The sequence below is a fragment of the Pseudarthrobacter defluvii genome (genome assembly GCF_030323865.1).
GTDB classification, from domain to species: Bacteria; Actinomycetota; Actinomycetes; order Actinomycetales; family Micrococcaceae; genus Arthrobacter; species Arthrobacter sedimenti.
This window is the reverse complement of record NZ_CP066362.1, coordinates 262470-281100: the sequence shown is the minus strand read 5'-3', so window position 1 is coordinate 281100 and position 18631 is coordinate 262470. Positions and strand designations below refer to the sequence as shown.

Below are 18631 nucleotides of genomic sequence, written 5' to 3'. Positions count from 1 at the left end.
CGCGCTCCTAACGGATGGGGTTGTGGACGGTGACCAGCTTGGTGCCGTCGGGGAACGTGGCTTCGATCTGGACGTCGTGGATCATCTCCGGCACGCCTTCCATCACGTCGTCGCGGGTGAGCAGCGTGGTGCCGTAGCTCATGAGCTCCGCCACGCTGCGGCCGTCGCGGGCGCCTTCGATCAGCTCATAGCTGATGATGGCCACAGCCTCGGGGTAGTTGAGCTTGAGGCCGCGGGACTGACGCCGGCGGGCGAGGTCGGCGGCCACCACGATGAGGAGCTTTTCCTGCTCACGCGGCATCAGATGCATGGGGTTCCCTTCGACGGCCTGGGGCGTGCTGCCAGCGTAAGCCCGGCACGTTTCCGCCAGGTTTCAGGAGTATCAGTAAAGGCTGTGGGTCCGCCTACTTGGCGTCGCTGAGCCGGCCGAGGATCTCATCGCTTGACTGGATGGGCTGGCGGTAGGTGGTGGAAAGGATGCGGAGCATGTCGGCGGCGTCCTGGTCGGCTTCGGAGGCCATGGCGTCCTTGGCGTAAGTGACCCGGATGTTGTGGGCGAACGCGTCCGCGGCGGTCTGGGCGATGCAGTTGTGCGTGGAGACGCCGGCGAGCACCACTTCCTCGGCGCCCCAGTTCCGCAGCCGCGCCAGCAGGTTGGTGCCCACGAACCCGCTGTCCCTTGTCTTGTTCAATTGGGGCAGGTCCTCCTTCAGGAGCCCCGGCACCGACTGGGCCTGCTCGGTGCCGCGGAAGATAAACCCTTGGTCGTCGTCAAGCATGCTCAGGGTCCAGGTGGACTTGTCCCGTTCGTGTTCGGTGCCCACCAGGAGCGCGTTGTATCCGGCTGCCTTGAACCCTTCAATCAGCCGGTTGCACTCCCTGACCACCCGCTCCTGCTGGGCTGCCAATTCGGGTGTTTCGAAGAATGCGTTCTGCATGTCGATGACCAGGAGGGCAATCATGTGCACACCTTTCCTCGTTGAGCGGGTTTACGGAAAGGTACCCGCCAGCGGCACACGCGAAACCCCTGGCGGGAGGTGTGGGCCAGGTGCGGGGGCAGTCAGGGCGCGGACTCGCGGACCTTCAACTCGAATCCGGCCTCCACGTGCACGCCCTGTTCCGATGTCTCGCGGCCTGCGATCCGGTCCAGCAGCAGGCCGATGGAGCGCTCGGCGATTTCGTCCATGCCCGGCGAGACGGTGGTCAGGGACGGGGAGGCGAACCGCGCCTCGTCAATGTCGTCAAAACCGGCCACCGCTACGTCCTGCGGCACCTTCACGCCGCGAATCAGCAGCTGGTGCATGGCGCCGAGTGCCAGCACGTCGTTAAGTCCGAAGACGGCGTCGAACTGCACGCCGGACTCCAGCAGGCCGGCCACCGCCGCGGCACCGGTATCGCGCCGCCACTCAGCAGGGGCGATCAGCGCGGGGTCGAAGGGAACGCCTGCCTCCTCCAACGCCTTCCGGTAGCCGTTCAGGCGCAGGCCGGCCGTCCCGGCAGACTCCCCCGTGTTGGCACCAACCACGGCAATACGACGGCGGCCGCCGGCCAGCAGGTGCCTGGTCAGCGCGGCCGCGGCTTCCTCGTTTTTCATGGTCACCAGGTCGAAGCGGGGATCCAGGATGTGCTCGCCGAGCATCACCATGGGCTTGTTGCCCGCCCGCGCGGCAATGGCATCCGCGTCCACCACCAGTGGAGTGAACAGCAACCCGTCGGTGAGCTGGCGGAAGGTCCCCTGGAGGGCGCCAAGTTCAACGGAGGCTTCGGCGTCGGACTGCTCCACCATCACCCGGTAGCCGTGGCGGGCGGCAGCCTTCATCAGCTTGGACGCCAGCTCGGCGTAGTAGGGGGCGGAGAGGTCGGACAGGACCAGGCCCAGCATGGACGTCTTGCCGGACCGCAGGCTGCGGGCGGTGAGATTGGCTTCGTAGCCCAGCTCCGCGATGGCATCCTGCACGCGTTGCTTGGTGGCGGGCCGGATGAATTCGTAGTCGTTCAGGACGTTGGAAACCGTCTTGAGGGAAACCCCTGCCGCCCGCGCAACGTCGTTCATGGTGACTGCCATTAACGCTCTTTCCCTGCCTTCGCCGCGGCTTTGGCGGCCTGCTTGCTGGCGCGGACCTTGGCCAGGGACTCCGGGTCCACGATGTCCGCCACCGAAAGGTAGGAGCCGTCCTCGCCGTAGTGACCGGCAGCTTCCCGCCACCCCGGCGCCTCAAGGCCGCGCTGCTTGCCCAACAGGGCCAGGAAAATCTTGGCCTTCTGCTCCCCGAATCCGGGCAGGGCCTTGAGCCTGCGCAGCACCTCGGCACCGTCGGGGGACCCCTTGGTCCAGATGGCTGCGGCATCGCCGTCCCACTCGCTGTGCACTGCTTCGGCGAGCGCCTGCACCCGCGCGGCCATGGAGCCGGGGAAGCGGTGGACCGCCGGGCGTTCCTTGAATACCTCCACGAACGCGGCGGGATCGTGCGCGGCAATGGCCGCGGGTTCCAGCGACCCGAGCCGGGCCCGGATCTTCTCCGGCCCCGCGAAGGCTGATTCCATGGTGACCTGCTGGTCCAGCAGCATGCCGGTCAGCAGGGCGAAGGCGTCCTCACTCAACAACTTGTCCGCGGCGGGATCCCCCGTGATGTGCAGTTCCATGCCGTCCATCCTCCCACCTGCGGCCCGCCGTCGTCATAAGGACGCCCCCGCCTTCCCACCCGGGGGTCAGGCGCTGACAGCCAGCCGGATCATGGACCAGGACACGGCCGGAAGCTCGGCGGTGAGCCAGCCGCCGTCCACCTTCACCGTTCCGTTTTCGGACGGCAGGACCGACGTTGAATCGTCGGCGCTGGCCTGCCAGTAGGGGTCCTTGTTGGCGTAGGTCACGGCTTCCACCACTCGCACGTTGCCCAGCGAGGCCACGGCGGCATCCAGGTTCAGTGCCTGGCCTGCCGAGCGGTTGACCGCGAACACCACGGCCTCGCCCTTGTCCGCGTCATAGGTGGCGACGGCGGACAGGGCCGCGATGTCGGCGGTCTTGCCGCTGCTGACCAGCGGCGATTCGACGGCGAGCTGCAGTACGGTACCGGAGGCGTGGCGGGAGGTCAGGGCGAAGGGGTGGAAGGTGGTCTGCTTCCAGGACCGGCCGCCCGGCTCGGTCATGATGGGCGCGATGACGTTCACCAGCTGTGCCAGGCTTGCCGAGTGGACGCGGTCCGTGTTCCGGAGCAGCGTGACCAGCAAGTCCCCAACTACCACGGCGTCGGCAACCGTGTAGGTGTCCTCAAGCAGCACGGGGGCCACGGGCCAGTCCTTGCCGGTGGGCACCTTGGATTCATCGCGGCTCATGTGCCAGACGTTCCACTCATCGAACGAGATGTTCACCTGCTTGGTGGACTTCTTCACCGACTTCACATGGTCAATGTGGCTCACGAGGTCGCGGATGAAAGCGTCCATCTTGTGTCCGGCGGCGAGGTGTTCCTGCAGGTCGCCAAAGTCCTCAAAGTACTGGTGGGCGGAGATCAGGTCCACCAGTTCGTAGGTTTCGGACAGCACCACACGCTCCCACTCACCGAACGTGGGCATGGTGGGCCCGGAACTGCCGCACGCCACCAGCTCCAGATCCGGCTCCATCATGCGCATTCCGCGGGCGGTGTCGGCAGCGAGCCTGCCGTACTCCAGGGCGTTCTTGTGGCCGATCTGCCAGGGACCGTCCATCTCATTGCCCAGGCACCACATCTTGATGCCGTAGCCATCGGCGGCCCCGTTGGCCCGGCGCTGTTCGGAAAGCTCGGTACCGCCGTCGATGTTGCAGTATTCCAGGAGGTCCAGCGCCTCCTGCGTGCCGCGCGTGCCCAGGTTCACCGCCATCATGGGTTCCACGCCGGCCTTGACGGACCATTTGGCGAACTCGTCCACCCCCACGGTGTTGGGGTCGGTGGAGTGCCAGGCGAGGTCCAGCCGCACGGGGCGCCGGTCCACCGGGCCCACGCCGTCCTCCCAGCGGTAGCCGGAGACGAAGTTTCCGCCCGGGTAGCGGACGGTGGAGACTCCCAGTTCCCGGGTCAGCGCCAGGACGTCCCTGCGGAAGCCGTCCTCGTCGGCGTCCGGGTGGTCCGGCTCGAAGATGCCGGTGTACACACACCGGCCAAGGTGTTCCACGAAGGCACCGAAAGTACGACGGCGGACGGGGCCCACGGTGAAGGAGGGGTCAAGGGTGATTTTGGCTGCAGCGGGTTCTGGCTGGGTCACGAAGGTATCCTCGGCTTGGTTTTTACAACGTTATAGAAGACATTGTTGAGGCTTCCGCTTCATGCGTCAAGGGTTGTATCAATCCATTCCTGTTTGGGGATTCCGCCGGCGACGGGAGCGGAAGGCGGACTGACCTGCGGCGGGACCCCGAACAGCCTCGCGGCCCCGGGCCTCCAAGTACTACCTAACCGAAAAGACAGGTACCAGTTACGCATTCACGCGGGCCCGGAGGGCAATTAGGTTTCTTTACCAGAGACAAGACCTGTTCTGGTTCTCGGTACTTGGCTCACTAGGGGGTGTGAGACTGGCAATGCACGCACGACACGTAGGCCCAGGCTTCCCGGTCCACAGGACGCGGGTAATAGGCGGGGCCGGCGACGAGGAGTCCTTTGAGACCAAGGACTCTCCCCCAGCCGTCGCCGGCCCTCTTGCCCCTTCGGACGCCCGAAGGGGCCGCACACCCCTGTTGAAGGCCAGCCATGACCAGGGCACGCCCACAAACCCGGCCCTCCTGCTGGACCTGGTCAACGGAGCACAGACCCTGGCCGATTCCCTTGACCTGCTGGTGGCGGCCTCTGCCGGGCATGTGGCCAGGACAGCCAACCTGGATGTTGGCTGCGGCCTGGTGCTGCGCCAGCCAAAGCGGAGCCTTGCCATCACCGGCACTTCGGGCGAGGTGGTCCGGCTGCTGGACTGGGAACGGGAGATGGCCGAGGGGCCGGTGACCGATGTGATGTCCGGCGGCCACCCCGTGGCGGTCCTCCAGAGGAACGGCGACTTCCGGTGGCGGCAATATTCCACCCAACTGCAGTCAGCCGGGTTCGGCAGCGCCCTTGCGGTGCGGTTCCGCCTCGATGCAGACATTCCGGCCGACGACGGGATCCCCGGCAGCGCTGAACTGGGCCAGTCCAGCGCCGCGCTCGCCTTCTTTGCGCAGGACGCGAAGGCCTTTCCGCTCCAGGCCATCGCGGAAGCGCGCACCTTCGCCGCCCTGGCAACCAAGAGCCTGCAGATGGCCATCAACCTGCACACCGCCCGTTCGCTGGCCACCGATCTCCGCTCAGCCCTGGACAGCCGTACGTCCATCAACGTGGCCTGCGGCGTGATCATGGCCCAGAACAGGTGCTCATACCAGGAGGCGTTTTCCATCCTGGCCAAGGCATCCAGCCACCGGAACATCAAGGTGCGCAAGGTAGCCGAGGACATCCTTGAACGCCTGCCGGAGGGCACACCGACCTCACACTTCGGCCGCTAGCCACCCCGCTGACCACGCCGCAGGCCACCCCTGCCTGCCTCCTTGGTTCACTCCTGCCGGAATGGGTAGGGAACAATGAGGTCCAGCAGCGGAAGGGCAGGCGGATGGAGAGCACGCAGTCAGCCGTTCCGCGCACCCGCGGAAGCGCCCTTACCTCGCTGGCAGGTCCCCTGGCCACCGCCCTGGGACTGGCCGCGCATGTTGCGGGGGGAGGCGCCTCTCCCGCCGTCGTCATCGTCGTTGCACTGGCGGTGCTGCTGGGCCTGGGCGCAGTGCTCCTTGAACGGCTGGCGCCCCCGCAGCTGCCGGGCTGGGCTGTCCTGGCGGCATCCGCGGTCGCCCAGCAACTGCTGCACCTTGCCTTCTCAGCTTTCTCAACCGCCAGCGCCGTCCCCTTGCCGGGCCACGACCATGGCGCCGGAAGCACGCCGGACGTGCCGTCGTCGTCGGCCGCTGCTCCGGCCGCGCACTCACTCCACCTGATGCTGTACCTGCACGCGGGCGCTGCGCTGGCAGCCGCTGCCATTGTTGCCCAGTGGAGCAGGGTCTCCGCGTGGGTCCGGGCACGCATCAGGACGTGAGGGTGCCCCTGGCGATGCTCACGGTGGAGTGGGCCGGATTGCCGTCCATGGGCTCGTCCGACACATCAACCACCGGATACTGCGACAAGTCAAGGCCGGCGGGCACCTGGAAAGTTCCCGACGTGGAGTTCATGACGCCGAGGCTGACCAGCTTGGAGAGGTCCGGGGCGATCAGCCACACCTCCTGGTAGCCCTTGGCTTCATCCTTGTCCAGGCTGACCTCCAGGCTGCGTGAACCGTCGGCGGCGGACACCACCTTGGCTGATCCGGCGGCGGAGTGCTGGGCCAGCGGGGTCAGTTGGGCCTCGGCAAGTTCCCGGGGCTGCGGCGGGCGGTTCAAGGCCCAGAGGGCGCCCGCAACCACCAGGACAGCAGCGGCCGCTGTCGCCAGCCACGCGCCGGGGCGCTGCCACCAGGCGCCCTTCCTTCGGGCACCCTTCGGCCGGGCAGCCATGGGAACAACGTTGGACGGCGCCGCGTCCCCGTGTGCCGCCGTGGCGGCAGGGGTTGCCCCGGCTTCCGTGGGTGGTTCCGCGGCCAGCGGGTCCTCCCGGACGGACTCCCCCAAGCCGAGTTCGCGGTGGATTCCCGCCCAGACCTGGGGCCCGGGAACGGACAGGCGGCTGGTGTCGGGCGTCGTCTTCACTGCCTCCACCGTGCGGCGCAGGGCGGCGTAGTCGGCGGCGCACCCAGGGCATTCCAGGAGGTGTTCGCGGCCTGCCGGGTCCTCCCAGTCGTCGTAGAGTGCCAGGAGGCTCAACTGTTCCGGATCAAGATGCGGCATGGTCTACCTCCAATCTGCTTCTCAGGTGCGTCAGGCTGCGCCGGATGTGGCTCTTGACGGTACCAAGGGGCAGGTCCAGTTTCCGCGAGATCTGTTCGTGCGTCAGGTCCTCATAGAAGGCAAGCTTCATGATGGAGCCCTGGGGCTCGCCGAGCCTCTCCAGTTCGCCGTCCAGGAGCAGCCGGTCCGCCAGGGTTTCCGCGGCCTCGGTTCCCGCCCCGGGGTCCGCAGCCAAACCGGCCCCGGCAGCAGCATGCGCCTTGCGTGCTTCGCGGGCCGATGACTGCTGCGCATCGGTGATTGCGTTCCGCGTGATCCCCACGATCCATGCGGGAAGCCGCGCCACCTGCGGGTTGAAGGTGCTCCGCGAGCGCCACACCCGGATGAAGACCTCCTGCGTCACGTCGTCCGCGGCGGCCCGGTCGGCGAGCGACCGCAGGGCCAGGGTATGCACCAGGGGCGCGAACTCACGATAGGCAGCTGCCAGGGCATGCTCATCGCCGGACAGGAAGGAGGCGGTCAGCCCGTCGTCCCATCCTTGGGCGGCACGGCCGGGGAGCGTCACAGGCTGCTCCCTCCCGGCTTCGGCGACGAGATACATTGCGGGCCACCGCTTATCCAGGAAGTGGTTCATCCGGAAACTGGTTCAGGGACTGCGGTGACAATGACATTGTCGCTGTAGTCCATCCGCGCGTCCAGCCATTTGCCGCCGCAGGTGACCAGCTTGAGCTCATGCGGTCCGGAGCGGCGGAACACGGCGGCGCCGTCGAACTTGTCCTTCGCCATCAGCTCCACACCCACCACCCGATAGGTAAGGGCCGGGGCGCCTTCCCGTCCCACGCTGATGACGGTTCCCTCCTTGAGCGACTTCAGCGCGGAGAACGGCGCGCGGTCCGAGGTGGTGTCGATGTGCCCGGCGATGACGGCGGTGCCTTCGGCAGCCCCGGGGGCCGGGCCGTACTTGTACCAGGCGGCACGGTCGAACACGTCTGGAATTTCCATCGCTCCCCCGGCCGACACTCCCCCAGGCACCACGGGCATGCCGATGGCCGTGCCGGCCACAGTAAGCGAAGTGGGCGGCGGGGCGGCAGCGGCGGCCGGCGGAGTGGCCGGCCGGACCGGGATGGCCTTTGGCGGCGCTGCAGCAGGGGTGGACGGGGCAGCTTCAACGGCGGTTGCGGGCGGCAGCGGGGTGTTGGGTGGAGCCGGCGCGCTGGTGGCCACCGCAGGAGTTGGCGCCTGCCCGGAAGTGGCGGGGCCCGCGGAGCCGCAGCCGGAAAGAACCAGGGCAGCAGCCACCAGCGCTGCTGCCCCGGCACCCAAGGAATGCCGACGGCGCTGGGCACCTGCCGTCGTCGTACTTGCCTTCATGCCTGCCGCCTCCTGGAAACGCGGAAACCGAACAACTGGAAGGACCGGGGCAGGGGCCCGTCCGCGGGGTGCGGCCGGGCCCCTGCGCTTGCCGGTCCTGCGCAGGAACTGGTTAGAGTTCCGCGCGCCGGGCGCGGACCACGCGGTCTACGCCCACCGCACCGGCCAGCAGGGCCACGGCTGCCAGGCCGAATCCGGCCGTGGTGGCAGCGGAGCCCGCGCCGGCGGAATCAGCGGAACCATTGAGGGCGCCAGGCACGGAGGCCGGAGCCGAGTGCAGGCCCTCGATGGTCTGCACGGCGAGCTTCAGGTTCTGGTCCGCCAGGCTGCCCCAGGCGTAGACGATGGTGTGCGTCCCTTCCGCCACAACCACGTCCGCCGGACCGATCACGGGAGCGGTGGTTCCGGCGGCGGCAACTGCGGCCGGAACAGTGCCGGGATCGAGGGTCAGGGTTTGCTCGTTCGGGTTGGCCAGGTTGGTGACGACGGCGGTGCCGCCCGCCAGGACATCGACGGCGGGCGCGGCGGCGGCGTGCCGGACGGTCAGCTTGCCCTTGCCGGCCGGGATCTGGGACGTGTCGTTGGTGAAGAGGCTGGCGGTGGGCTTGCCATCGGCGCCCAGGTGGGCAGCAGCGGTGTAGTTTCCGTTGGCCGCCAGGTTGACGCTGACCGGGCCAATGGCAGGTGCGGATGCGTCGGCGGCGTCGGCTGCCGTGATGGCGATGTCGTAGGTACCGGCCGGAAGCGCCAGTGGCCCGGCAAGGGTTCCCGGGGCGAAATCATCAAGCGTGCGCTCGCCGTTGACCCAGACGTCCACGGTCAGTCCGGGGACCCCGTGCAGGACGGAAAGCTGGGCGTCTCCGTCTGCTGCGTTGGCGGGACCTGCCAGAGCGATTGCCGCTGCAATGGCTGCTGCACCGGCACCTGCGGTGAAGATTGTGTTGCGCATGTCCATCTCCTTGAACGGCCCGGCTGCCGGGCGTTTTTTGCTGACACCCCTACTACCGGCGGAGGCCCGGATTTGGATGCAGATTCATGGAGATTTTTTTGGGGGAGCTCCTAGGGGGATGCCGGAGCGGCGGTGCTGGCACGGAGGACCAGTTCCGGCGGGACCACGGTGGAGCTCACGGGGGCGCCGGACTCAATTTCCTTGAGCATGATGTCCATGCACCGGCGGCCCAGCTCCTCGAAGTCCTGGCGGACGGTGGTCAGCGGGGGCGTGAAGTACCCCGCCTCCGGCTGGTCATCGAAGCCCACCACGGAGACGTCGTCGGGCACCTTGACCCCCGCCTCGGTGAAGGCGCGCAGCAGGCCCAGTGCCATCTGGTCATTCCCCACGAAAATGGCCGTCGCCGTGCGTTCCGACGCCAGCTCGCGGCCAATCGAATAGCCGCTTCCGGCGCTCCAGTCGCCTTCCACCAGCAGGGACTCATCCAGCCCTGCCTCCCGGAGCGCGGCTCGCCAGCCCTCGGCACGCTCGGCGCCGTCTGTCCAGTCCGGCGGCCCCGCGATGTGCCCGATCTGCCGGTGGCCTTCCTTGATGAGATGCTCGACGGCGAGCCTTGCGCCCGCGCGCTGGTCCACCATGGCACCGCTCACCGAAGCACTGCCTGCCGAGCCCACAGCCACCACGGGCACGGGGAGGTTCATCTGTTCCAGTACGGCCAGGGTTTCCGAGTGCGGCACCAGCACACCGATGCCGTCCACGGCCTGGTCCATGAAGTGGCCAACAGCGTCCGAGATGGCGTCCCTGCTGACTTCCCGCAGGGCGGCGATGCTGACAAAGTAGCCGGCGTTCCGGGCGGCATTCTCAACGCCCACCAAAGTGTTGGCCGGGCCGTACTGCGAGAGCTCGCTGGCCAGCACGCCGATGGTCTGCGAGCGCCGCGTGACAAGGCTCCGGGCCGCGGTATTGCGCCGGTATCCCAGTTCCGCGATGGCCGCTTCCACCTTTTCCCGGGTCGCCTTGCTGACGTTGGGATGGTTGTTCACCACGCGGGACACGGTCTGGTGGGAGACCCCGGCGATCTTTGCCACGTCTTCCAGGCGCGGCATCCGGCCCTTGCTGGTTTTTGCCATGTGCCTATTGTGCCTGCTGCGGCCCCTGCGGCTGCCTGTATTGCGGGTGCAAATAGTGCAGAGCCCTGATTGCGTATGAATGCTTGCGTTGCCCCAGGGGGATGGGAAGGATGAGGTCATCCGCGTCTGCAACAAAGGAGCCGGCCCAATGACCAAGTACCTAATCTCGTTTCCCAGCGGCGTGATGGACATTCCCGACGGCGGCCTGCAGGAGGTTGCCGACGCCGCCCATGCAGTGGTCCAGGAGGCAAAGGACGCGGGCGTCTGGGTGTTCGGCGGCGGCATCGACGAGAGCGTCCCGCCGGTCATGGTCGACGGCGGCGGAACCGTCACGGAGGGCACCTACCCACAGACAGCGCAGATTGAAGGCGGCTATACAGTACTGGAGCTGCCCAGCTACGACGCTGCGCTGCACTGGGCCGCGAAGATTGCCGGCGCCTGCCGCTGCGCCCAGGAAGTGCGGGCGTTCCAGTACGACCCCGCCAGCTGAACACCGGACCCGGCCGCCTGGAGCTGGAGTGATTGTGGAACTGCAGTATCCGTTCACGGGCTCCTGGCTGGTGCAAAACTCCCCCGCGGACAGGGTCCCCAGCCACGGGACGCGGCTTTTGGGCACGAGTTACGCCATCGACTTCACGCCGGTGGACGGAAACGGGCGGTCTGCGCGGTTCACGCCGGCGTCGTTGTTCCGGCCCGAGCCGCCGGAGCACTTCGCCGGTTTCGGCAGGGCAGTCCGGGCACCGCTGTCCGGGCTGGTGTGTGCCGCCCATGACGGCGAGACCGACCACGCCGCCTTCCGCGGCTTCCCTTCAATCGGCTATGCCGCCACCCAGGGCAGGCGTGTCCGGTCTGGATGGCTGGGGCTGGCCGGCAACTACGTGATGATCGAGAGCGCGGGCATGTTCGTCGCCCTGTGCCACCTCAAGCGGCAAAGCGTCAGTGTCCGTCCGGGGCAACGGGTTGAGTCGGGTGAAGTGGTGGGAGCGTGCGGCAACTCCGGCAACAGCACGGAACCGCATCTGCACGTGCAGGCCATGGACGGCCCGGATCCGGAACAGGCTTCCGCCGTTCCCATCACGTTCCCGGGCGGGCTGCCGCGGAACGGGATTGTCCTGTCAGTTTGATGGCTGCCCAGACGCGGGTCCTCGCTGGTTCAGGGTCCTGAAACACCGGCAGGCCAGCGGCTGCGTGCCGCTGGCCTGCGTGAATGGTGGGCCCTGTGGGGCTCGAACCCACGACCCACGGATTAAAAGTCCGATGCTCTACCAACTGAGCTAAAGGCCCCTGCCGGCCAGTCAAACACGCTGTGTCCGCCCGTCCGGCCCAATCCATTTCTGGACGTTAATACTCTAACCCATGGTTCCGGCGTCTTTCGCACCTGCTCCGGAGCCGCCGTCGTGCGTCCAACCCGACTGGTGAGGGCCCTTTTTGCCCGGAGCGGGAGGAACGCAAACGTGCTCGATTTCCATTGCGGCACAGGAGTAGCGTGGGGGCATGAGCGAGCAAGCAGGAACCAGTCCATACGGCGGCAGCAACCGGCACCACAAGCCCAAGCCTTTTGCGCCAATGGACTTCGAGCCCTTCGCCGGCGGCGCTGATCCTGCACGCGTGTCCGAGGCCGCCCACCTCGCCGCCCAGGCCTTGGTCCGCCACGGCCGTGATAGCGACGACCCCCAGATCACTGAACGCCTGGTAAGGCTCGCCGACGAACAGGGCCTGGACGCCATTGCCGAAATGTGGGCAGAAAGCCCCGCCCGTTCCCTTCCCGGTGCGCTCTGGCGCCTCTACGCCCTCCGCGCCGCCACTGTCCAGGACCCCGAGCGCATCTCCGTCTACTTCCGGGCCGGCAGGGACACCGCCCAGGTCTCCAATGTGGTGGCCGGCGCCGCAGAACCTCCGGGCGCTGATGAGATGCGCACCATGGCGGACGCCATCCTCTCCGGCGCCTTCGACGGCGATTTCGACGTCGCGCTGGAGCGTTCCGCCGCGTTCTGCCGCGTGGTGGCGCTCGGCCAGGCCACCCTCGCCGATGGCGCCGAGCACGCCAACGAGGCACATGCCAGCAAGCTGACGCGGAACTCGCACCAGCTGGTGAAGACCGCCGAGGACCTGGAACATGCTGCCAACGCGTGGCGCCTGGGCGAGCTGGACTGAGTCCTGCTTGAAGCCGGCGGCCCGGATTTCCGGGACGGACCGGGCCCCGCTGTCAAGATTGACTTGGGCCGGGTGAAGTAGAAGACTGAAACCGGTGCCGAGCCGCGAAACCCCCGGGCTTCAACAATTAGCCGCCTAGAGCGGCCTACCGCCGAGAGGCGTATCCGGTTCGGCACCATTTTTCTGCCCTCATCCAGGTGGCCGATTCAGAGGGTGCTGTTACGGGCCGGTAGAGTAGGCGACAGTTGCCCGCCGGCGTCAAGTCACACCGCAGCAACCCCGCCTTGATAAGTCCCCGGAGACCGGTAAATACGTGAAGCTGCGCCTTTTTCCCCAGGAGCCCGCAGGGCTGAAGCTGCTCTCGCAGATGGCACAACAGATCGTGCTGGCCAGTGCCACCCTGGCCGAGATCCTTGGCGTACCCGCGGACGAGCACGCCAAGCTCGTGGAGGACATGCACAACATCGAGGCCAAGTCCGCGGAACTGCACTTCGCCCTGCTGACCCACATGCGCAGCAGCTTTGTGAACCCCCTCCCCCGCGAAGACATGTATGCGCTGTCCCGGTACCTCAACGAGGCCATGGAGAAGATGGATGCCGCCGCGGAGCTGGTGGCCCTGTACAAGCTGGACCGCCTTCCCAAGCGGGCAGCCGACCAGCTGGAGATCATCAGCCGTCAGGCCGAGCTGACCGTCGACGCGATGCGCAGGCTCAACGACCTCGATGACCTCGAGGACTACTGGATCGAAATCCTGCGCCTCGCCAAACGGGCGGAGCGGACCCACCGCGTCTGGGTGGCGGACATGATCGCGGACATGAAGTGGGCCCAGTACTCCCGCAACCGGGACATCGCCAACCAGTTGGTGGAGGTCACCAAGGACATGCGGCGGGTGGCCACCCAGGTAGGCAGCATCATCGTCAAGGAATCCTGAGGTGGCGGCGGTCATCTTCGGCGCGGTGGTCCTGTTGGCCGCAGTGTTCGCCTTCCTGAACGGCTTCCGCGACGCGTCCACCTCCGTTGCCCTGGCGGTGCGCAACCGGGCACTGACACCCAGCGTTGCCGTGCTCCTTGCCGCGTTCTTCAACTTTGTCGGCGCCCTCCTCAGCGCCCTGCTCGCCGTCGCCGCCAGCCAGACCTGGATCAACCTTCCCAGCGGTGCTCACGGCCTCACCATCCTGGTGGCCGGGCTGGCCAGCGCCTGCGCCTGGGGGCTGCTGATGTGGCGGCGCGGCATTCCGGCCTCCTCCACCCATGCATTGGTGGGCGGCCTGGCAGGCGCAGGCCTTGCCAGCCTGGCGATCGGCGGCCCAGGGGTGGCCGGCGTGGACCAGTCCCTGCTGTTCCAGGTGGTCCTGCCGCTGGTGCTGTCACCGCTGGTGGCCTACAGTGGCTCCTTCCTCCTGGTGTATCCGGCCACCTGGGTGGCCCGCTACACCCAGCCCAACGTGGTGAACCAGCGCTTCCGCCGGGGCCAGGCTGTTGCCGCCGGCGCGGTTGCGTTCGGCCACGGCCTGCAGGACGGCCAACGCGTCAGCGCCGTGCTGCTGCTTGCCCTCCTGGCGGCAGGCAATTCCGACGGCGGGATCCCCACCTGGGTGGCGGCGCTCTCCGCCGTCATGATGACGGCCGGGACACTTTTTGGTGGCTGGCGGATCTCGCAAACCATCGGCTACAAGATCACCAGGATCGATCCCCTCCGCGGGTCCGTGGCCCAGACCTTCAGCGCGCTGATGCTTTTTGTGGGCGCCATCGGGCTGCACTGGCCGCTGTCCACCACCCACACCGTCACCGCCGGGGCCCTGGGCGCCGGCGAAAACCAGCACTTCTCCGTGACCAACCGGAAGCTGGTCATCCGGATCCTGTGGCTCTGGGCCCTGACTCCCCTGGCCACCTGCGCCCTGGCCTTCGTGCTGGCCCTGGCACTCTCCCCCATCTCCGTCTAGGCGGGGTTCCCCGGGGACGCGGCTACCCTGTACACGGAATCCGCCGTGACGTACATTCGAAAGTGCGCCCCCGGTCAATGGTGCCGGGGAGCGGCGTCCGCGCCGTGTGCAGGGCTGCGGATGAGCGCCGCTGCAGCCACACGGCGGCTTGGATGCACCACGCGGAAATGAGCACGCGTCATGTCTTTCCAGTATTCCCGGCGCCCCCTGCCACAGCCCCGGCAGCCGCAGTGCGAGGCCTGTGGAACCGAGCACCAGCTGACCATCCACGCCATCACGGCCATCGGCGCCGCGGGCGGGGACCTGGTGACGGTCTCCTACACCTGCAACGACTGCAACCTGTTCCAGGAACACACGGCCTACGCCACCGACGTCGCGGCTGCGCTGAACCAGGTCCGGTGGATGGCCAAGGTCATCATCTTCGGGGACGACTACATCCACTGCGGTTTTCCCATGGAGGAGGCCGAGTTCGAAGTTGAGCGGCTCTGCTACCGCAGCAGCAGGACCGGCCGCAGCCTCAACGCCGTGTCCCTGCCTACCCGGGTGCTGCGCTGCCACTGCGGGTTCCAGCTGGAAGTTCCGGAATGAGCGTATCCGCAGGGGCTCCCCTGTACCGGGCTGCGCAGTGACGGTGCGGCTCAGTGCGCCGCGGCAGTCCCTGCGCATCGAGGCCAGCCGTCAATGCGCACGGCGAACCACGGGGTTTGTTAGAGATCCAGGGTTACGGGAGCTGCGGCCATCAGCACGGTGGTGAGTTCGTCCTGCGTTAGGTTCGCGGCTGAGCACAGCTCATCCTGCGCAATTCCAGCTGTGGAAGCTGCGCGGACTGCTTGCCGCAGGGCTTCCTGGGCGTTATCCAGTTCCCATTGCATGCTTTCCACGTGGGAACTGGCCCGCCAGACCACGGACAGCACATCGACTTCTTCCTCGATGCCGGCCGCCGCGGCGAGACCGAGGCCCGGATCAAGTTCCGGGGCCAGTGGGCCTCCGGCGAGCGGACCCGCCACAAGGGGCCCCGCCAGGCCGGCGGCCTCGGCGAAACCCTGCACCGGCACCACGTCATCCTGCCCAGGTGCGCCCACCGCAGGTACGGAAACAGTAAGCTGGGGGCCTAATGGGCTGCTGGCCGTCTGCGTCATGGCAAAACTCCTAAGCTTGCTTACTACTAGTTTCAAAAGTATCTAGTTCAGCGTACTAAACGAATTGGTAGAGCGCCAACAGGAGCGGGTTTACCCGAAGCGTCCGGACACGTAGTCTTCGGTGGCCTTCTGGACGGGGTTGCTGAAGATGGTGTGGGTGTCGCCGTACTCGATCAGCTTGCCCGGCTTGCCCGTGCCCGCGATGTTGAAGAATGCGGTCTTGTCAGAGACGCGCGCGGCCTGCTGCATGTTGTGGGTAACGATCACCACCGTGTACTGGTCCTTGAGCTCATTGATGAGGTCCTCGATGGCCAGGGTGGAGATGGGGTCCAGGGCAGAGCAGGGCTCGTCCATGAGGATCACCTGCGGCTCCACAGCAATGGCGCGGGCAATGCAGAGGCGCTGCTGCTGGCCGCCCGAGAGGCCGGAGCCGGGCTTTTCCAGCCGGTCCTTGACCTCGTTCCAGAGGTTGGCGCCCTTGAGTGAGCGTTCCACCAGGACATCAGCCTCGCCCTTGGAGATCTTCTTGTTGTTCAGCTTCACGCCGGCCAGCACGTTGTCCCGGATGGACATCGTGGGGAACGGGTTAGGGCGCTGGAAGACCATGCCGATCTGCGAGCGCACGGTGACAGGGTCCACGCCGGGGCCGTACAGGTTGTCGCCGTCCAGCAGGACCTCGCCCTCGACGCGTGCGCCGGGGATGACCTCGTGCATGCGGTTCAGGGTGCGGAGGAAGGTGGACTTTCCGCAGCCGGACGGGCCGATGAACGCGGTGACGGACTTGGCCTCGATGTTGATGCTGACGTCCTCAACGGCGAGGAAGTCGCCGTAGTACACGTTCAGGTCCTTGACGTCGATGCGCTTAGACATGGTGTTCCTTCACTTACTGGGTATGGATTGAAGTCTAGGATCCGCCGCGGTACGGCGGAAGATGCGGCAGGTCTGCTTACCGGCCGGTTTTGGGGGCGAAGATCCTGGCGATCAGGCGCGCCACCAGGTTCAGGACCATCACCAGGATGATCAGGACCAGGGCCGCACCCCAGGCCCGCTGCGAGGACGGGTCCGGGTTGGACGGCGAAGTCGGGTTGAGGATCTGGGTGTAGATAAACGTGGGCAGCGAGGCCATCCAGCCGCCGAACACGTTGGAGTTGATGCTGGTGGCAAAGCCGGCGGTGACCAGGATGGGCGCCGTCTCACCGATGACCCGGGCGATCGCCAGGGTAACGCCGGACGCGATGCCGGAGATCGCCGTCGGAATCACCACCTTGAGGATGGTCCGCCACTTGCGCACGCCCAGCGCGTAGGCGGCCTCACGGAGTTCATTCGGGACGATCTTAAGCATTTCCTCGCTGGAACGGACCACCACGGGGATCATCAGCACGGAAAGCGCGACGGCGGCCACCGCACCGGTCTTGGTCCCGGGGCCCACCACCGCGAAGAAGAATGCGGCGGCGAACAGGCCGGCCACGATGGAAGGGATACCGGTCATGACATCCACGAAGAACGTGATGGCCCTGGCCAGCCGTCCGTTCTGGCCGTACTCCACCAGATAGATGGCGGTGAGCAGCCCCACGGGGACAGAGATCAACGTGGCCAGCAGCGTGATCTGCACGGTGCCCAGGATGGCGTGGTAAATGCCGCCCATCACGGGGGCGCCGCTCTCCACGGACTTGTTGTCGAAAGCACCCGTCACACCGTTCATGGAGGTGGTGAGGAATCCGGGATCGAGGAGCCCTGGGATGCCGTTGACCAGCACGGTCCAGATGACCGAAACCAGCGGCAGCAGCGCCACCAGGAACGAACCCACCACCAGGCAGGTGGCCAGCTTGTCCTTTGCCTTGCGGGAGCCTTCCACAGCCGCGCTCCAGGACACCAGGCCGATCGCGAACAGGATCGCGGAAACCACGCCCCAGCCAAACGGGTTGAAGCCGATCAGGGCCATGATGGCAGCGCCGGCGATCAGGGCCGCACCGAGCACGGCGTACGGCGCGTACTTGGGCAGCTGGCCCTTGGTGAGTGCCGACCGCTTGCTGCGGACGGGGGTAAGCGTGGAGGTCATTTAGTTGGCTCCCGAGAATTCTTTGTGCCGGGTGATGACCCAGCGGGCGATCATGTTCACGGCCAGGGTGATGATAAACAGCACCAGGCCGGCGGCGATCAGGGTGCTGACCTTGATGCCGCTGGCTTCGGGGAAGTTCAGGGCGATCTCGGCGGCGATGGTCTGGTTTCCGGACTGGATCAGGCTGGCGGTCAGCGCACCGGAGGAGAGCACCAGGGCGACGGCCATGGTCTCGCCCAGCGCGCGGCCCAGGCCCAGCATGACCGCGCTGATGATCCCGGGGCGGGCGAAGGGCAGCACTGCCATCTTGATCATTTCCCAGCGGGTGGCGCCCAGCGCCAGCGCCGCTTCCTCATGCAGCTTGGGGGTCTGCAGGAAGATCTCGCGCGACAGCGAGGTAATGATCGGCAGGACCATGACGGCCAGGACAATGCCGGCCGTGAGGATGGTCTTGCCGGTGGTGGAGGCCGGGCCCTGGAAAATGGGCAGCCAGCCCATGTTGGCTGCGAGCCAGCCATACGCCGGCGAAATTTCCTTGGCAAGGAAGGCCGCACCCCAGGCACCGTAGACCACGGAGGGTATGGCGGCCAGCAGGTCCACCACATAGCCAAGCCCGGAGGCCAGGCCCCGGGGTGCGAAGTGGGAGATGAACAGCGCCACGCCGATGGCGATGGGGGTGGCGATCACCAGCGCGATGGCGGCGGCGATGAGCGTGCCGATCACGATGGGCCAGATGTAGGCGAAGAAGCCCTGGCCGCCCTGGATCTTGTCCGCGGGAGCGGTCAGCGCGGGAATTGCCTGGACTACCAGGAAGAGTGCGACGCCGAAGAGGACGGCGAGGATCAGGCACCCGGCGGCGAGCGTGGCACCGGAGAAGACTTTGTCCCCGGCGCGCCCGGCGCCCTGGGTACTGGTCAGGGAGGTGGCGGTCATTCGACGGCCCTTCGATTCGTTGCTGGATTAAGGAAGCTGGGTGCAAAGCCAAGTTCCCCGCACTGCCGTCCGGCAGGCGGGGAACCCGGTTTTGCAG

22 protein-coding genes and 1 tRNA gene are annotated in these 18631 nt (G+C 67.0%); 8 read left to right on the top strand and 15 right to left on the bottom strand.

Annotated elements, in window-relative coordinates; genetic code table 11:
• Window positions 1-7: 7 nt before the first annotated feature.
• From JCQ34_RS01385 to JCQ34_RS01365, 5 genes are all read right to left on the bottom strand, one after another.
• Complete coding sequence (locus tag JCQ34_RS01385; RefSeq protein WP_286401053.1) at window positions 8-310, bottom strand: urease subunit gamma; 303 nt, start codon at window positions 308-310, stop codon at window positions 8-10.
• A gap of 94 nt (window positions 311-404) precedes the next feature.
• Window positions 405-962 carry a cysteine hydrolase family protein gene (locus tag JCQ34_RS01380; RefSeq protein ID WP_286401052.1) on the bottom strand — a complete coding sequence of 186 codons (558 nt, stop codon included), beginning with the start codon at window positions 960-962 and terminating at the stop codon, window positions 405-407.
• A gap of 98 nt (window positions 963-1060) precedes the next feature.
• A complete protein-coding gene (locus tag JCQ34_RS01375; protein ID WP_286401051.1) occupies window positions 1061-2065 on the bottom strand; it encodes a LacI family DNA-binding transcriptional regulator in 1005 nt (334 codons plus the stop codon).
• On the bottom strand, window positions 2065-2652 hold the full coding sequence (locus tag JCQ34_RS01370; protein ID WP_286401049.1) for an HhH-GPD-type base excision DNA repair protein: 588 nt from the start codon (window positions 2650-2652) through the stop codon (window positions 2065-2067). The genes JCQ34_RS01375 and JCQ34_RS01370 overlap by 1 nt, the downstream gene beginning before the upstream one ends.
• Window positions 2653-2709: 57 nt before the next feature.
• Complete coding sequence (locus JCQ34_RS01365) at window positions 2710-4236, bottom strand: alpha-N-arabinofuranosidase (protein WP_286401047.1); 1527 nt, start codon at window positions 4234-4236, stop codon at window positions 2710-2712.
• Between the two features lie 466 nt (window positions 4237-4702).
• On the opposite strand from JCQ34_RS01365, the gene JCQ34_RS01360 reads away from it, so the two are divergent.
• Both JCQ34_RS01360 and JCQ34_RS01355 read left to right on the top strand, forming a co-directional pair.
• Window positions 4703-5491: an ANTAR domain-containing response regulator gene (locus JCQ34_RS01360; protein WP_286401045.1), complete on the top strand. Its 789-nt coding sequence runs from the start codon at window positions 4703-4705 to the stop codon at window positions 5489-5491.
• Between the two features lie 104 nt (window positions 5492-5595).
• Entirely contained in the window at window positions 5596-6072 is a 477-nt protein-coding gene (locus tag JCQ34_RS01355) for a hypothetical protein (protein ID WP_286401043.1), read from the top strand.
• Here the strand turns inward: JCQ34_RS01355 and JCQ34_RS01350 are convergent.
• The 5 genes from JCQ34_RS01350 to JCQ34_RS01330 all read right to left on the bottom strand — a co-directional run bounded on the left by JCQ34_RS01350 (window position 6062) and on the right by JCQ34_RS01330 (window position 10306).
• On the bottom strand, window positions 6062-6856 hold the full coding sequence (locus JCQ34_RS01350) for an anti-sigma factor (protein WP_286401041.1): 795 nt from the start codon (window positions 6854-6856) through the stop codon (window positions 6062-6064). The genes JCQ34_RS01355 and JCQ34_RS01350 overlap by 11 nt on opposite strands.
• On the bottom strand, window positions 6843-7457 hold the full coding sequence (locus JCQ34_RS01345; protein WP_434738923.1) for an RNA polymerase sigma factor: 615 nt from the start codon (window positions 7455-7457) through the stop codon (window positions 6843-6845). Before JCQ34_RS01345 ends, JCQ34_RS01350 begins: the two co-directional genes overlap by 14 nt.
• 29 nt (window positions 7458-7486) lie before the next feature.
• Window positions 7487-8227 (bottom strand): class F sortase, encoded by a 741-nt coding sequence (locus tag JCQ34_RS01340; RefSeq protein WP_286401038.1) that lies wholly within the window; start codon window positions 8225-8227, stop codon window positions 7487-7489.
• 112 nt (window positions 8228-8339) lie between these two features.
• Window positions 8340-9176, bottom strand: coding sequence for a DUF4397 domain-containing protein (locus JCQ34_RS01335; RefSeq protein WP_286401036.1), 837 nt, complete (start codon window positions 9174-9176; stop codon window positions 8340-8342).
• Window positions 9177-9286: 110 nt separating this feature from the next.
• The gene (locus JCQ34_RS01330; protein ID WP_286401034.1) at window positions 9287-10306 is read right to left on the bottom strand and encodes a LacI family DNA-binding transcriptional regulator; all 1020 of its coding nucleotides are present in this window, start codon (window positions 10304-10306) and stop codon (window positions 9287-9289) included.
• A 148-nt stretch (window positions 10307-10454) separates the two neighbouring features.
• On the opposite strand from JCQ34_RS01330, the gene JCQ34_RS01325 reads away from it, so the two are divergent.
• Both JCQ34_RS01325 and JCQ34_RS01320 read left to right on the top strand, forming a co-directional pair.
• Window positions 10455-10796: a YciI family protein gene (locus tag JCQ34_RS01325; protein WP_286401032.1), complete on the top strand. Its 342-nt coding sequence runs from the start codon at window positions 10455-10457 to the stop codon at window positions 10794-10796.
• Between the two features lie 34 nt (window positions 10797-10830).
• Complete coding sequence (locus JCQ34_RS01320) at window positions 10831-11430, top strand: M23 family metallopeptidase (protein WP_286401030.1); 600 nt, start codon at window positions 10831-10833, stop codon at window positions 11428-11430.
• A gap of 84 nt (window positions 11431-11514) precedes the next feature.
• On the opposite strand, the gene JCQ34_RS01315 is transcribed toward JCQ34_RS01320, so the two are convergent.
• Window positions 11515-11590 (bottom strand) — tRNA-Lys (locus tag JCQ34_RS01315).
• 210 nt (window positions 11591-11800) lie between these two features.
• Here JCQ34_RS01315 and JCQ34_RS01310 point away from each other — a divergent pair.
• The 4 genes from JCQ34_RS01310 to JCQ34_RS01295 all read left to right on the top strand — a co-directional run bounded on the left by JCQ34_RS01310 (window position 11801) and on the right by JCQ34_RS01295 (window position 14991).
• Window positions 11801-12460 (top strand): hypothetical protein, encoded by a 660-nt coding sequence (locus JCQ34_RS01310; RefSeq protein ID WP_142131545.1) that lies wholly within the window; start codon window positions 11801-11803, stop codon window positions 12458-12460.
• Window positions 12461-12773: 313 nt separating this feature from the next.
• Window positions 12774-13391, top strand: coding sequence for a DUF47 domain-containing protein (locus tag JCQ34_RS01305; RefSeq protein WP_142131547.1), 618 nt, complete (start codon window positions 12774-12776; stop codon window positions 13389-13391).
• 1 nt (window position 13392) lies between these two features.
• Window positions 13393-14403: an inorganic phosphate transporter gene (locus JCQ34_RS01300; RefSeq protein WP_286401027.1), complete on the top strand. Its 1011-nt coding sequence runs from the start codon at window positions 13393-13395 to the stop codon at window positions 14401-14403.
• A gap of 180 nt (window positions 14404-14583) precedes the next feature.
• Window positions 14584-14991, top strand: a complete 408-nt coding sequence (locus JCQ34_RS01295; RefSeq protein WP_286401025.1) for a hypothetical protein — start codon at window positions 14584-14586, stop codon at window positions 14989-14991.
• Between the two features lie 119 nt (window positions 14992-15110).
• On the opposite strand, the gene JCQ34_RS01290 is transcribed toward JCQ34_RS01295, so the two are convergent.
• The 4 genes from JCQ34_RS01290 to pstC all read right to left on the bottom strand — a co-directional run bounded on the left by JCQ34_RS01290 (window position 15111) and on the right by pstC (window position 18534).
• On the bottom strand, window positions 15111-15542 hold the full coding sequence (locus tag JCQ34_RS01290) for a hypothetical protein (protein WP_286401023.1): 432 nt from the start codon (window positions 15540-15542) through the stop codon (window positions 15111-15113).
• Between the two features lie 90 nt (window positions 15543-15632).
• The gene (gene pstB, locus JCQ34_RS01285; RefSeq protein WP_018763202.1) at window positions 15633-16412 is read right to left on the bottom strand and encodes a phosphate ABC transporter ATP-binding protein PstB; all 780 of its coding nucleotides are present in this window, start codon (window positions 16410-16412) and stop codon (window positions 15633-15635) included.
• 76 nt (window positions 16413-16488) lie between these two features.
• Window positions 16489-17601 (bottom strand): phosphate ABC transporter permease PstA, encoded by a 1113-nt coding sequence (gene pstA, locus JCQ34_RS01280; protein WP_286401021.1) that lies wholly within the window; start codon window positions 17599-17601, stop codon window positions 16489-16491.
• Window positions 17602-18534, bottom strand: coding sequence for a phosphate ABC transporter permease subunit PstC (gene pstC, locus JCQ34_RS01275; RefSeq protein WP_286401020.1), 933 nt, complete (start codon window positions 18532-18534; stop codon window positions 17602-17604).
• Window positions 18535-18631 lie beyond the last annotated feature (97 nt).

What these genes read in the sequence shown, in the direction of transcription:
- JCQ34_RS01290 (WP_286401023.1), bottom strand. Translation starts at nt 15,542, where the DNA reads ATGACGCAGACGGCCAGCAGCCCATTAGGCCCCCAGCTTACTGTTTCC.
- JCQ34_RS01340 (WP_286401038.1), bottom strand. Translation starts at nt 8,227, where the DNA reads ATGAAGGCAAGTACGACGACGGCAGGTGCCCAGCGCCGTCGGCATTCC.
- pstA (WP_286401021.1), bottom strand. Translation starts at nt 17,601, where the DNA reads ATGACCTCCACGCTTACCCCCGTCCGCAGCAAGCGGTCGGCACTCACC.
- JCQ34_RS01335 (WP_286401036.1), bottom strand. Translation starts at nt 9,176, where the DNA reads ATGCGCAACACAATCTTCACCGCAGGTGCCGGTGCAGCAGCCATTGCA.
- JCQ34_RS01355 (WP_286401043.1), top strand. Translation starts at nt 5,596, where the DNA reads ATGGAGAGCACGCAGTCAGCCGTTCCGCGCACCCGCGGAAGCGCCCTT.
- JCQ34_RS01375 (WP_286401051.1), bottom strand. Translation starts at nt 2,065, where the DNA reads ATGGCAGTCACCATGAACGACGTTGCGCGGGCGGCAGGGGTTTCCCTC.
- JCQ34_RS01350 (WP_286401041.1), bottom strand. Translation starts at nt 6,856, where the DNA reads ATGCCGCATCTTGATCCGGAACAGTTGAGCCTCCTGGCACTCTACGAC.
- JCQ34_RS01370 (WP_286401049.1), bottom strand. Translation starts at nt 2,652, where the DNA reads ATGGACGGCATGGAACTGCACATCACGGGGGATCCCGCCGCGGACAAG.
- pstC (WP_286401020.1), bottom strand. Translation starts at nt 18,534, where the DNA reads ATGACCGCCACCTCCCTGACCAGTACCCAGGGCGCCGGGCGCGCCGGG.
- pstB (WP_018763202.1), bottom strand. Translation starts at nt 16,412, where the DNA reads ATGTCTAAGCGCATCGACGTCAAGGACCTGAACGTGTACTACGGCGAC.
- JCQ34_RS01385 (WP_286401053.1), bottom strand. Translation starts at nt 310, where the DNA reads ATGCATCTGATGCCGCGTGAGCAGGAAAAGCTCCTCATCGTGGTGGCC.
- JCQ34_RS01330 (WP_286401034.1), bottom strand. Translation starts at nt 10,306, where the DNA reads ATGGCAAAAACCAGCAAGGGCCGGATGCCGCGCCTGGAAGACGTGGCA.
- JCQ34_RS01310 (WP_142131545.1), top strand. Translation starts at nt 11,801, where the DNA reads ATGAGCGAGCAAGCAGGAACCAGTCCATACGGCGGCAGCAACCGGCAC.
- JCQ34_RS01345 (WP_434738923.1), bottom strand. Translation starts at nt 7,457, where the DNA reads ATGTATCTCGTCGCCGAAGCCGGGAGGGAGCAGCCTGTGACGCTCCCC.
- JCQ34_RS01295 (WP_286401025.1), top strand. Translation starts at nt 14,584, where the DNA reads ATGTCTTTCCAGTATTCCCGGCGCCCCCTGCCACAGCCCCGGCAGCCG.
- JCQ34_RS01380 (WP_286401052.1), bottom strand. Translation starts at nt 962, where the DNA reads ATGATTGCCCTCCTGGTCATCGACATGCAGAACGCATTCTTCGAAACA.
- JCQ34_RS01325 (WP_286401032.1), top strand. Translation starts at nt 10,455, where the DNA reads ATGACCAAGTACCTAATCTCGTTTCCCAGCGGCGTGATGGACATTCCC.